Source organism: Sphingomonas sp. CCH15-F11, from assembly GCF_001557005.1.
GTDB lineage: Bacteria > Pseudomonadota > Alphaproteobacteria > Sphingomonadales > Sphingomonadaceae > Sphingomonas.
Window position 1 is genome coordinate 1 of sequence record NZ_LSKG01000142.1, and the last position, 11,738, is coordinate 11,738.

The window sequence follows — 11,738 nt, forward strand, 5'->3', positions numbered from 1 at the left end:
CCCGTCGCATAGCCGCGCTGCTGCTCGGCCTGGCGCTGCGCGGCTATGCGACGGGCGCGCGGTCGGACTGAGCCGCGATCAGCCGGCGGACCAGCGCGAGGTCGGCGGGCTTGTCGACATCCACCGCCGCCGCGCCCGCGTGCGCCGCGACGATCGCCGCCTCGATGCCGGCCACCCGGCCGAGATGTGCGACCGCCTCGCCAAGCGTCAGCCGCCGGATCAGGTAGCGGAACAGCAATCCGGGCCCGAGCCGGCGGACGATGCGCCACGGGCGCTTGCGATCGGCCTCGACCTGTTGCCACAGGCGGGTCGCCGCGACCGCGCGGGGGCTGGCGAAGTGGAACAGGTTGCATCCCGACCAGTCGCCATCGGCAAAGCGCAGATAGGTGCGCGTCGTGCCGGGCACGTCGGCGTCGATCGTCTCCCGCCGCGCCAGCAGGACCGCGACATCGGCGTCGGCGGGCGCGTCGGCCAGGAAATCGGTGACCCATTCGGGACGGAGCAGGGCGTGGTCGGCAGTCGTGACCAGCAGCGGCGTGCCGATCGCATCCAGTGCCTCGGCGACGCTGCGGCTCGGCCCCGGTGCCGCGCGCCGCACCTCGATGCCGATCGACCGGGCGTGATCGGCAACCGCATCGCTCGACACCGACGCGATGATGCGCGCCGCGCCCGCCGCCCCGAGCGCATCGGCGACGCGCGCCAGCATCGTGCGGCCGTCGATTTCGATCATCGCCTTGTCGGAAACACCGGCATGGACCGCCACCGGATCGGCGGTCCCGCGCGATCCGGCCAGCACCAATGCGTTGAAGCTCATCGGAACGCGGTGGTCAGCCAGACCCGCCACAGGATCCCCGGCGCGGCCAGGATCGGATGACGTTCGCGAAACGGCGTGACCGGCATGAAAATGCCGGTGTGCCGCTGGATTTTCCACAGCGCATAGCGCGCGGCGCCCTCAAAGGTGAAGGCGGCCTTGATCAGCCGCGCGGCGTTGAGCGGCTTGCCGGCGCGACGGCGGTCATACCATTGCTCGACCAGGGCGCGCGCTTCGACCTCGGGCACGCGCGGAACCAGCCGCGCGCCGTCGCGGTGATAGGGGAGGCCATCCGCTTCCCACGCGAGCGTCAGCAGCCGGTCGAAATGATCGGGGGCAAAGCCGAGGATCTGGTCCTCGCGCCCCGGCTTTTCGACGCGCAGCTCGGTCTGATAGGTCTCGCGGAACAGCGCCTGCCAATAATCGCGGGTCGTGCCGTGGATCGGGCCGAGCACCGCGGCATAGCGCGCGGCGGTACGCGCCGCCGCCGCGACGGCTGCGGCGACCCGGTCGGCGACGCCAGTGTCAACCGACCAGATCAATGCCGACGGCTGGACGAAGCGCGCCCAGATCGTCGTGTCGAGCATCCGCCCGTCCGCCGCCTGGGCGAAAATGGCGAGCGGCATCGTCGCCACCTTGGCGCGGATCACGCGGTCGCCCAGCGTCACCTCATGGTAGCTGACATCGGGCCACAGCAGCCGCGAGCCGAGGCGCTGGAGGCCCGGCGATGCCGCCGATTCGCCGGTCAGGACATAGAAGTCGAGCACGCCGTCGATGTCGCCGGTACGCAGGACCGACCCATAGAACAGGACCGCCATGCCGTTCATGCGCCGCGCGATGACGCGCGCCGCCGCGCCGATCAGCGGATCGACCGGCGCATGCAGTCGGTCGCGCACGAAATCGGACAGGCCGGTCACGGCACCACGAACCAGATCGGCGCGCCCCGCCCGATCACGATATCGCCACCGGCATATTTCTCGCCGTCGAGGATGAAGCCGTCCTCGGTCGTCAATTCGATCCGGTCCGCATCGACGCGACGATAGCCGGCATCGTCCAGCCATTGCGCTTCCGATCCCGTCAGCAGCGCCGGAACGCCGGCAAGCAGCCAGCGCGGCGGCGCGGCGACGGTCAGCAGCTTCAACCCCGGGCGAACGCGCCCGAACGGCTTGAGGCCGAGCGGCAGCGCCTGAAGCGTCGAGGCGAAGACCAGATAGAAGGGCATCCTGAGCGCGCCGCGATTGCCGGCGCGCACGCGCATCATTTCGCCCCGCCGCCAGGGGTTGCGGGCGGATCCGAGCAGTGTCTGGCCGATCGCCAGGATGAGCGACAGCCCCACGGCAAGTCCGTTGAAAGCCCCCAGCCGATGGGTATGCTGGGCAAGCGACGTCGCGCGGACGAACGCGCCCGCACCCAGCAGAAAACCGCGCAGCACCGGCGCATCCCGATCCGCGTGACGAACCTCCACCGGGGTGCGCGCGACGAACTGGCTGCGTTGTGCCGCAGTGATGATCGCGTCGATGCCCCAGTCGAGCGGCACGCCGAGATCGAGGGCGAGCGCGTTTGTCTTGCCCGACGGCAGCAGCGCGATGCGCGGCATCCGTTCGCCGAAAATGTCGACGGCGGCGCTCATCACGTCGCGGATCGTGCCATCGCCGCCATCGACGATCAGCAGATCGACCGACTGCGCCGCGAGTTCGGCCAGCGTGTCGGCCAGCTCGGTGCGGCTCTGCGGCGCCCGGAACAACAGGTCCGGGCGGTTGGCGAGCTCGTCGCGGATACGGTTGCGGTTACGATGGCTCTTGGGATTGCTGATCAACGCGACGCGCGGCGCGGCACCTGCTGCAGGCGACCGCGGCGCGATATCGCCGGGGCGGGGCGTCGCCCGTTCATCGACCGACCGGCGCACGAGCGGCCCGTATCCGGCAAGCGCATCGGTGGGATGGAAACTGAACACCTCGCCCAAAAACTCTATCCTTGCAGCATCGCTGTAACATCGCGGCATTACAGCGTCACAGGTCGGAATACGCCTTCGGCCGAAGCTGGCGTCCCCCGGACTGGCTAATTTAGATTGTGACGCAAAGATTACTAGTCCCTGCGCTTTTTATGACGATCGAAGGACAATTTCCTGCGATGCAGGGCTGGATATGCGCCTTTAGAATGGCGACGCCGGATCGCCCGGCCGTCGAATCGGGCGCGTCAGATCAGCTGGGGTAACGCGTGCTGATCTGTACCGTCGTGCCATTGCCGGGGACGACGAAGCGGGCGGACTTGAACGCCGGCACGCCCATGGTCGTCGGCGGGTTGTTCGAAAAGCCGAAGCCTTCCTTGACCGAAAACAGGGTGCGGTTGAACTTACGGTCGCCATTTTCATCGTGGTAGATGGCGACGGCATAGCCCGCCGGCTTGAGCCAGAAACAGGCCTCGGTCGTGCCGGCGCGCGCGGGCACACGGGCGCGGGCGAGCTTGGCGCCCTTTGCCAGGAACCTCGATCGATCGTCGGGATAGAGCGTGAAGGCGACTTCTCCTTTCGAGCTGCGGACGTTGCGCGCCGAAAGCGTCAGCTTGGCCAGCCCGGGGCCGGGATCGCCGATGCAGCCCTGCGGTTGCGCCGCGGCCGGCGGGGTCCCCGTCGCCGCCGTTGCAATCGCGATCCCGGCCAGCGCCGCCGCCAGCCCCGCCTGTGATCCGTTCATGCCCATCCGTCGTGTTCCCTCACGCATTCTTTCGTGTGCGCGTCATGCCAGCCAGCTTGTCACCGGCTCGCCGCGCGCGCGCCGCGCCATCGCCTGCCCCAGCCGGACCAGGTGGACGATCAGCGACAACAGCGTCCACGCGGCCACCGCGATGATCCCCCAGTCGGGACGACCGATCGCCAGTCCGGCCAGCAGCAACACCATATTGGGATTGCGCCGGGCGGTGACCAGCCGGAACTGGCTGTCGAATCGTTGCCATACATGGATGTGCATGCCGAAACGCACGATGAACGCGCCCTCGATCAGCCGCTGGGCGATATATCCGACCAGCATCGCCGCCATCACCGCCCAGAAGGTTGCATCGTCGAGCGGCCGGCCATAGGCCGCGCATCCCGTCGCCCAGGCCCACCACCAGAAGGGCGGGTGGACCAGGTCCACCCCATGGTCCCACGCGTTGCCGAGCGCCGATGACGTGATCGTGCAGCGCGCGAGTTTGCCGTCGACGGTGTCGAGCACCATGAAGACGAGGCCGGTGGCCAGCCCCGTCCAGAACCAGCCGTACCAGAAGGCGATGGTGGCGACGATGCACAGCACGCTGCCGATCGCGGTCACCTGATTGGGGGTCATGCCGATCCGCGCGGCGATGCGGGTGAGCACGAACGCCCATTCGGGCCACAGATATTTGGTCAGCAGGTCGGTCACGCCCTTGTACGCCCCGACATAGCTGGCACGCTCGATCATCGGGACATTGGCCGGGGTCAGCCGCTCGGCGAAAGGGCGCTCGCGCTTGCGCAGTGCCTCGTTGAGGATGCCCTGCTCGGCCTCCGCCTCGATCCGGTGCAGCCCGTCGGGCAGCGCTGCGCCGGTGCGCATCGCCTGCTCCACCGACTGCGCCATTGCGCCGGCGTCGACATGCGCGAGGACCGGCACGCCGTCGCGGGTCAGCACCGTGTCAGGGCGGGCGGCGAGGTGCGCCGACCATGCCGGGTCGAAGGCAAAGTCGAGATTGGCGAGCATCACCCGGCCGGCCGTCGCGGGATCGCCCGCCAGGCCCTGTGCCACGGCGATCCGTCGCCAGCGTTCCTGGGCGGTCATGCCCCAGATCAGGGTCGGATTGGCGCCGACCGGCACGGCGACGGGCTTCGCTGCCACGGATTGCGCTGTCGTCATCTGCGTGCCGATAGCCAAATATCTGCAAAAAGCGAGGGGGCGGGCGGTCAGCCCGCGTGCAACGCCGCCATCACCGCCTGTGCCGCGCGTCGGGGGGCCTGTCCGTCGAGCGTGCCGAGCGATTCGGCGGCGAAACGGCGCTGCGCGTCAACATATTCCCCATGGCGCGCGCCGGCGCGGTCGATCGCGGCGATCAGGTCGGCGGGATCGTCGACCACATCGCCCGCTGCCCACATCGCATAGCTCGCGTCGCCCCGCCATTCGGCGGCCAGCGCGTTCAGGAAGACGCAGGGGCGTGGCTGCATCAGAAACTCGACGACCTGGCTCGACGTGTCGCCGAGATAGATGTCGGCGGCGGCGGTATAGCTGCCGTCGACCGTCGCGAAGCTGCCGAGATCGACGTGGACGTCGTCGCGCCCGTGCAGCCGGTCGGCAAGCGCGTGCAGCTCGGGCACCTTCTCGACCAGGCGCTGGTGCGGCGCGAAGATCAGGTTGTAGCGCCCGTCCGCCAGGATCGCGTCGATCGCCTGGGCTCCCCAGCGCCACCAGGACGATCGATGCTTCTGCCAGTGCGGGGTGTAGAGGATCGTCGGTCGCCGCGTGCCGAAGGTGAGGCCCGCGCCGCGGCGCTGACGAAAGCTCGCCTTGACATAACCGGTCACGCGGATGCGGGCCGGGTCGACGCCGTGCGCGGCCAGCGCGTCGCGCTCCCGCTCGGCGGCGACCAGGGTCAGCCACGGTGCGCGGCGACGGCGATCGTCGCGGTTCATCATCGACCCCGCGCCGTGGAGCTGGTTGACGAAGCGCGTGCGCATCGGAAGCAGTGTCGGCAGCCACAGGCTGGTCTGCTCGGCGCTGACCACCACGGGTCGCCGCGCGAGAAGCGGGGCGAGGCGCGCGAGAAGCGGCAGCTTCGGCGGTAGCGGCGGATTGCGGCCATCGGCGTGATCGGGGCCGAGCCGGCGAAAGCCGGGGGCACGGCGAATCCGCACGCCGGGCGCGTCGAGCGCGGCCAGCCATTCGCCCAGCAGCGCCTCGTGTACCGAGGTCGCGACCCATAGCTCGATCGGCTGGCCCGGTGCCTGCGCGATCACGGCCTCGACGATCGGCCACAGATGCGGGATCAGCAGCGTTTCGCCCAGGAACAGGAACGCGATCGGGCGGCGCGTCCGTGCGTCAGGTGCAGCCATGGCCTGCGTCCCAGCGCGCGATATCCTCCGGCCGGTCGATTTCCTGCCAGCATCCCGCCGTCCGCTCGATCGCGCCGACCCGGTCGTCGCGCGCCAGCCGGTCGACGATCGCGTGGTGAAAGGCCCCGGTGCCGCCGGGCGCGCAAATCACTGAATCAAGCGCATCGGCATAATGCCGGTCGGGCGCGGGGGCGATGACGACGCCCAGCGAGCGGTGCGTCGCGGCCTGCGGCGCCAGCGTCTTGGCCACCGCACGCACCCGCCCGCCGGCCGCAGTGACGAGCATGTCGTCCAGCTCGGGCGCGGCGATCGGTTCGACGAGCAGGTCGATGCTCTCCGCGCGGGCGATCGCGTCGGCGATGACGTCGGCATCGAACACCGTGTCACCGTTCATCAGGCAGAACGGGCGGTCGACCAGGTCGCGCGCGGCCCAGACGCTGCCGATGCTGCTCGCCACCGCCCAGAACGGATTGTGGCGCAGCTCGACCGCCAGCGGCGGCGGCGATGCGGCAAGATGCGCGGCCAGTTGCTCGTGGCGATAGCCGCCGATGACGACCGCCTCGCGCACCCCGGCCTGCGCGAGCGCGGCAAGCTGGAGGTCGATGATCGCGCGCCCGCCCAGTTCGACCAGGCATTTGGGCACGCGTTCGGTCAGCGGCAGCAGTCGCGAGCCGCTGCCCGCGCTCAACAGGATGCCGCGCATCACCGCGCCTGCCAGTCGAGCTGCGGCCAGCCCCGCGCGGTCGCCAGCGCGGCGAGGGGCGGGTGCGCGTTGACCGCATAGGCCTCGTCCGCCCAGGCCAGCGTCGGCGCATCGGAAACATGGTCGGAATAAAAGCGGATATGCGCCGCGTCGCGCGCGATGCCTTCACCGGCCAGCCACGCCTCGACCATGGCGAGCTTTGCCTCGCCATAACAATTGGCACCGAGGATTTTCGGCAGGATCGCGCCGCTTGCATCCACCACGGCTTCGGTGCCGATGACGTCGACAATGCCGAGCCGGCGCGCCAGCGCCTCGACATAGAAGCGATAGGACGCCGTCGCGATCACGATCCGATAGCCGGCGCGACGATCCGCCTCGATGCGCTGGACGGCGCGCGGGTGGATGCGGCCCGGCACCATCCAGCCGGCGAAGTCGCGCGCGATATCGTCAATCGTGGCGGGTGCCAGCCGGGTGCCCAGCATCAGCCTGTGCATCCGTTCCTTAAGCCGGCCGCGCGACATCAGGCGGAGCAGATACCCCGCCGCCAGCACCATGCCCAACGGCATCAGCGCCAGTCGCCACGGCGCCCGCGCCCGCGCGGTGTGGATCAGGAACGGAGTCCAGGTCGGTATCCGCGTGATCGTGCGGTCCAGATCATAGATGGCAAGCCGGTGCATCGCGCGCCCTTACGCGCGACGCTGCCGGTGATCCAGTGCGATCAGCCCTTCAGGTCTTCGAGGAAATAGCCCCAGTTGTCCGCATTGGTCAGCGCGCGGACGTCGTTGTTGGTTGCGAGTTGGGTGCATTTGGTTTCGCCATAGCAGCGCGGCTTGTCCGCTGGCGGATTCCAGCGTTCGTCGCGCGTGCCGAGCAGCAAATGGCTCAGTTCGTGCGCGATCGTCTGAAACGCGCTGTCGCGGTCGGTCAACGTCTTGTGCAGCGCGACCCCGATATTCCATCGCCCGTCGAGCTCAAGCGTCAGCTGGGGCTGCGTCGCCGGGTCGAAATTGATGATCGGTGCAAAGCCGCCTGCACCGTTGTTGTGATAGGCCGCACCGAAGGTATCGATGTCGCGCTCGTCGAGCGGCGAACAGGTGATCGTGACCGTGCACAGGTTCATGCACGACCGGAACTTGCGCAGGACCCGCGGCATGGCGGTACGAAACGCCGCAGCGCAGGCGGTGCCGAACCACCGATCGATGTGCTGCTGCAGGTTCTTCTGCTTGTCCAGCGTCTCCATCAACTCGCCCCAGACCTGCGTCACCGTCGTCTGGTCGCTTGGCGCAAGGCCACCGAACACGATCGTCATGATTTCCATCCCCCCGGCTGGCGACTCGGATGAGCCGCTGGCCGGTAGCGTAGGTGGGTGCCGGGACCGGGGTCAACGCGACCGCACGATCACCGCGCGCGGCCGGCCCGGATCCACTCGACGCGGCGCTCCGGCGTTCAACCGGATGTGTCGAGCGGCGCGGTTGCGAGGCCGTAACCTCGCGCAACGATGCGCTGGCGCAGATGCGTTGCATCGAGTGCGGCCGCAATGACCCGTGCGGCGGCCTCGGCATCGCAGCGGTGACCGCAGACGAAGATGTCCACCGCCGCATGGCCATGCTCCGGCCAGCTGTGGATCGAGATGTGCGATTCAGCAAGCAGCGCGATGCCGGTGACGCCGTGCCCGGGCCCGAAATGATGCAGCCGCAGGTCGACCAATGTCGCGCCGGCGGCCGCCGTGGCGTCGCGCAGCGCCGTCTCGATCCGCGCCGCGTCGTCGAGCCCGCTGCAGCCATCAAGGTCGAGCAGCACGTGGCGACCGTCATAGGGCGGGGGCGCGACAACGCTCATGCCAGCGCCACGTGCGGATGGCCCAGCTGCGCCATCACCTGCTCGGCGGCACGGGTGCCGTGATAATGCGCCTCCTCGAACAGCGATGCGCCGCTCAGGTCGGCATGGGCGAGGTAGAGCGGCGGATCGACGCGGAAGCCCGGCGCCGTCGTCCAGATATAGCCCGGCACGGGCCGTACCATCGCATGGCCCCAGCGCCACAGCTCGATCGCGCGGATGTCGGGCGCCAGGTCCGGGTGCATCGCCAGCAGGTCGTCGCGGACGATGCGCTTCCAGTCGTCGGCGGGCCGTTCGATCAGCAGCCGGCGGGCATTGGCGGGCGACTGGGTCGACAGCGGCAGGTACCAGGTGAGCACGCTGGGCCCGCCCGCCGAGCGCGATTGATGCGTCGCGACGACATAGCCGAGCGAGTCGCTGGTCGTCGACACATTGTCCCAGGCGATCGGCACACCCTCCCCGCCGGGCAGCCGGTCGACGGTCACATTGGCGACCAGCCACGGCGCGTAGCTCGCCTGCCGGACGTCGCCGATTTCGGGGCAAAGCCGCGCGGCGACGAACATCGGCACGGCAAGGATGACCGTCGCCGCCTCGACGCGCGTCGTGATGTCGGTCGCCGGGTCGTAGACATCGACGCTGACTCCGCGGCCCGTGCGCTCGACGCGGTGCGCGACCACGCCGGCGGTGAAGCGGTCGCCGATCGGCTGGGCCAGCGCCCGGACCAGGCGATGGTTCCCCTCGGGCCAGGTCAGCACATTGTCGCCGGCGTCGTCGGCGGCAAAGGCGCGGCGGCCGGCGAAATAGTGAATGCCGGCCCAGGCGGAGACGTGATCGGGCTCGGTCCCGTAATCGTCGCGCATCGCATAGCGGACATGCGCGCGCAGGATCTGCGACGCAAAGCCCTGCGCCGCCAGCCAGTCGGTGAAGGTCAGGCGGTCGAGCGCGCGCAGGTCGGGATCGGCCGAGCTGTAGGCGATCGGCACCGCAAAGGCAGGGCGGCCGTCGCGTCCCGTCATCGCGGAATAGTCAGTCATCCGCGCCGCGAAGCGCGCCAGATCGTCGCTGTCCCGATCGCCGAGCCCGATGCGCGGCACCAGCCCTTCCTGCCAGCGGCCACGCCAGAACAACCGCTCCTGAAGGTCGGCGCACAGCTGGGCGGGATCATAGACGGGCAGGCCGTCACGCTCGCCCGTGATGATCCCCGAACGCGTCAGGAAATGGCGCAACGCCACCGCCTCGCGGTTGGCGAGCGGCAAATAATGCGCGCCGAGCGGGTAGGCGGTGACGGCGTTGCGCCCGGACCGCGCGTTGCCGCCGACCGCGTCCTCCAGCTCGAACAGCCGGAAGTCGTCACAGCCCGCCTCCGCGAGCGTCCAGCCCGCCGTCAGGCCGGCGACGCCGCCGCCGATGATCGCGACGCCGATCCGTTCGGTGCGGCTGGGCTTCGGGAAATTGCCCCGGCGCAACAAATGACCGCGGCCGAGATCGGCACCACGCAACGCGCCGGGCGGCGGGGGCGGGGGCATCAGCGCGGCGGCGGCACCGGCACTGGCGATCGCCGCGCCACCGAGCCCCAGCATCGCGCGCCGATCAACCTTCATAACGGCTCCACGCGCGATCGAACTCGCGCACCAGCACCTGGTTGTCGAGCCGGTTCACCAGCGTCGGCCGCCGCGCCATGTCGGGCGGAAAATCGAACAGCAGCCGCTCGGTCGCGGGGGTCAGGAAGCGGCCGGCGGGAAACTGCGCGCGCCCGGGAATGGGGCGGCCGGCGGCGAGGATAAAGCCCCATTCGCCGAAGCTTGGCACATAGGCATGATAGCCACGCGTCGCGAAACCGGCGGCTTCCAGCGTGGTGGCGACGGTCCAATAGGCGGCGGGGGCGATCAGCGGCGACGTGCTCTGTACGACCATCATTCCGCCGGGCGCGAGCAGGCGACGCAGCTCGGCATAGAAGCTCTGGGTGTAAAGCTTGCCGATCGAATAATCGACCGGGTCGGGCAGGTCGACGATGATCGCGTCATAGCGCCCGCGCGCGCTGCGCGCCCACAGGAACGCGTCGGTGTTGACGATGGCCAGCCGCGGGTCGGACAGCGATCCCCGATTGAGGCGCGCGAGCGCGGCGGTGTTGCGGAACAGGCCGGTGACCGCCCCGTCCAGATCGACCAGCGTCACGCGCTCGACGCTGGGATGGCGGAACACTTCGCGCGCAGCCAGCCCGTCGCCGCCGCCCAGGATCAGTACCTCGCGCGGATGAGCGACCCGGCCGAGCGCGGGATGCACGAGGGCTTCGTGATAGCGATATTCGTCGCGCGCGGCGAATTGCAGGTTGCCGTTGAGGTAGAGGCGCAGATCGTCGCCCGACTGGGTCAGCACGATGCGCTGATAGCGGCTCGACCTGGCATAGATCACCGGTTCGCCATAGCCGGCGACTTCGCCGATGCGCTGCAGCCGCTCGGCCGCGACGAAGCCGGCGGCGAGGGCGACCAGGATCGCGACCGCCGTCACTTTCTCCATCGTCATCCGCGCCGCGCGCGGCAGCCATAGCAGGAGCGCGAGCGCCACCGCCGCATTGGCGAAGCCGAACAGGAATCCGGTGCGGATCATCCCCAGCTGCGGCATCAGCACCAGCGGGAACAGGATCGATGCCGCGAGCGCGCCGACATAGTCGAAGGTCAGCACGCTCGACACCGTCTCGCGAAAGTCGAAGTCGCGCAGGATGCGGATCAGCAGCGGGATCTCCAGCCCCACCAGAAAACCGATCACCAGCACGATGCCATAGAGCACGATGCGGAAATGATCGGTCAGCGGGAACAGCATGAACAGCGCCGCCGCCGAACAGCCGCCGATCATCGCGATCAACAGCTCGACCCGTACGAACAGCCGCAACTCGCCGCGCGTGACATAGCGCGAGCACCAGCTGCCGATGCCCATCGCGAACAGATAGCTGCCGATGACGGTCGAAAACTGGGTGACGCTGTCCCCCAGCAGGTAGCTGGCGATGGTGCTGGCCAGCAGTTCGTAGATCAGCCCGCAGGTCGCGACCACGAACGCCGACAGGAGCAGCGCACCGGCGGGCGCGCTGACATGCCGGACCGCCGTGGCCGGATCGGCGTCAGCCATGAATGGCGGCGGCGATGATGATCGACAGGCCGATCGCAACCGCGCCGGCAAAGATCGCCACGGCGCTGTTCTGCTTCTTCTCGATCTCGTCCCACAATTTGCCGGGCGTCAGCACGTCGAGGATGACGAAGCCAACCACGAAGACGACGATGCCGATCACTGCATAGAGCACGGTGTTGAGCACCACCGGGAGTGTCGTGACCATGTGAATT

General features: G+C 69.1%; 13 protein-coding genes. All 13 read right to left on the reverse strand.

All coding sequences use genetic code 11. The features are described from left to right. Positions 1-43: 43 nt before the first annotated feature. On the reverse strand, positions 44-814 hold the full coding sequence (locus AX709_RS13940; RefSeq protein ID WP_066550241.1) for an NTP transferase domain-containing protein: 771 nt from the start codon (positions 812-814) through the stop codon (positions 44-46). Next, the gene (locus AX709_RS13945) at positions 811-1,728 is read right to left on the reverse strand and encodes a hypothetical protein (protein WP_066550243.1); all 918 of its coding nucleotides are present in this window, start codon (positions 1,726-1,728) and stop codon (positions 811-813) included. The genes AX709_RS13940 and AX709_RS13945 overlap by 4 nt, the downstream gene beginning before the upstream one ends. Beyond that, positions 1,725-2,765, reverse strand: a complete 1,041-nt coding sequence (locus AX709_RS13950) for a diacylglycerol/lipid kinase family protein (protein ID WP_231727530.1) — start codon at positions 2,763-2,765, stop codon at positions 1,725-1,727. Before AX709_RS13950 ends, AX709_RS13945 begins: the two co-directional genes overlap by 4 nt. 247 nt (positions 2,766-3,012) lie before the next feature. After that, positions 3,013-3,504, reverse strand: a complete 492-nt coding sequence (locus AX709_RS13955) for a DUF2141 domain-containing protein (RefSeq protein WP_156454281.1) — start codon at positions 3,502-3,504, stop codon at positions 3,013-3,015. 42 nt (positions 3,505-3,546) lie between these two features. Beyond that, on the reverse strand, positions 3,547-4,674 hold the full coding sequence (locus tag AX709_RS13960; protein WP_066550253.1) for a CDP-alcohol phosphatidyltransferase family protein: 1,128 nt from the start codon (positions 4,672-4,674) through the stop codon (positions 3,547-3,549). A 47-nt stretch (positions 4,675-4,721) separates the two neighbouring features. Next, on the reverse strand, positions 4,722-5,864 hold the full coding sequence (locus AX709_RS13965) for a CDP-glycerol glycerophosphotransferase family protein (protein WP_066550256.1): 1,143 nt from the start codon (positions 5,862-5,864) through the stop codon (positions 4,722-4,724). Continuing rightward, positions 5,851-6,567: a phosphocholine cytidylyltransferase family protein gene (locus tag AX709_RS13970; RefSeq protein ID WP_066481539.1), complete on the reverse strand. Its 717-nt coding sequence runs from the start codon at positions 6,565-6,567 to the stop codon at positions 5,851-5,853. The genes AX709_RS13965 and AX709_RS13970 overlap by 14 nt, the downstream gene beginning before the upstream one ends. Next, positions 6,567-7,244: an HAD family hydrolase gene (locus AX709_RS13975; protein WP_066481541.1), complete on the reverse strand. Its 678-nt coding sequence runs from the start codon at positions 7,242-7,244 to the stop codon at positions 6,567-6,569. Before AX709_RS13975 ends, AX709_RS13970 begins: the two co-directional genes overlap by 1 nt. A 41-nt stretch (positions 7,245-7,285) precedes the next feature. Beyond that, a complete protein-coding gene (locus AX709_RS13980) occupies positions 7,286-7,876 on the reverse strand; it encodes a M35 family metallo-endopeptidase (protein ID WP_197417214.1) in 591 nt (196 codons plus the stop codon). Between the two features lie 137 nt (positions 7,877-8,013). After that, entirely contained in the window at positions 8,014-8,406 is a 393-nt protein-coding gene (gene speD, locus AX709_RS13985; protein ID WP_066550258.1) for an adenosylmethionine decarboxylase, read from the reverse strand. Beyond that, positions 8,403-10,004: a flavin monoamine oxidase family protein gene (locus AX709_RS13990; RefSeq protein ID WP_066550260.1), complete on the reverse strand. Its 1,602-nt coding sequence runs from the start codon at positions 10,002-10,004 to the stop codon at positions 8,403-8,405. The genes speD and AX709_RS13990 overlap by 4 nt, the downstream gene beginning before the upstream one ends. Next, positions 9,994-11,526 (reverse strand): polyamine aminopropyltransferase, encoded by a 1,533-nt coding sequence (locus tag AX709_RS13995; protein WP_066550262.1) that lies wholly within the window; start codon positions 11,524-11,526, stop codon positions 9,994-9,996. The genes AX709_RS13990 and AX709_RS13995 overlap by 11 nt, the downstream gene beginning before the upstream one ends. Continuing rightward, positions 11,519-11,731 (reverse strand): DUF350 domain-containing protein, encoded by a 213-nt coding sequence (locus tag AX709_RS14000; RefSeq protein ID WP_066481555.1) that lies wholly within the window; start codon positions 11,729-11,731, stop codon positions 11,519-11,521. The genes AX709_RS13995 and AX709_RS14000 overlap by 8 nt, the downstream gene beginning before the upstream one ends. Between the last annotated feature and the right edge of the window lie 7 nt (positions 11,732-11,738).

Excerpts from the sequence above, each read along its gene's own strand:
- AX709_RS13940 (WP_066550241.1), bottom strand. The coding sequence starts at position 814 with ATGAGCTTCAACGCATTGGTGCTGGCCGGATCGCGCGGGACCGCCGAT.
- AX709_RS13955 (WP_156454281.1), bottom strand. The coding sequence starts at position 3,504 with ATGAACGGATCACAGGCGGGGCTGGCGGCGGCGCTGGCCGGGATCGCG.
- AX709_RS13960 (WP_066550253.1), bottom strand. The coding sequence starts at position 4,674 with ATGACGACAGCGCAATCCGTGGCAGCGAAGCCCGTCGCCGTGCCGGTC.
- AX709_RS13965 (WP_066550256.1), bottom strand. The coding sequence starts at position 5,864 with ATGGCTGCACCTGACGCACGGACGCGCCGCCCGATCGCGTTCCTGTTC.
- AX709_RS13970 (WP_066481539.1), bottom strand. The coding sequence starts at position 6,567 with ATGCGCGGCATCCTGTTGAGCGCGGGCAGCGGCTCGCGACTGCTGCCG.
- AX709_RS13975 (WP_066481541.1), bottom strand. The coding sequence starts at position 7,244 with ATGCACCGGCTTGCCATCTATGATCTGGACCGCACGATCACGCGGATA.
- AX709_RS13980 (WP_197417214.1), bottom strand. The coding sequence starts at position 7,876 with ATGACGATCGTGTTCGGTGGCCTTGCGCCAAGCGACCAGACGACGGTG.
- speD (WP_066550258.1), bottom strand. The coding sequence starts at position 8,406 with ATGAGCGTTGTCGCGCCCCCGCCCTATGACGGTCGCCACGTGCTGCTC.
- AX709_RS13990 (WP_066550260.1), bottom strand. The coding sequence starts at position 10,004 with ATGAAGGTTGATCGGCGCGCGATGCTGGGGCTCGGTGGCGCGGCGATC.
- AX709_RS13995 (WP_066550262.1), bottom strand. The coding sequence starts at position 11,526 with ATGGCTGACGCCGATCCGGCCACGGCGGTCCGGCATGTCAGCGCGCCC.
- AX709_RS14000 (WP_066481555.1), bottom strand. The coding sequence starts at position 11,731 with ATGGTCACGACACTCCCGGTGGTGCTCAACACCGTGCTCTATGCAGTG.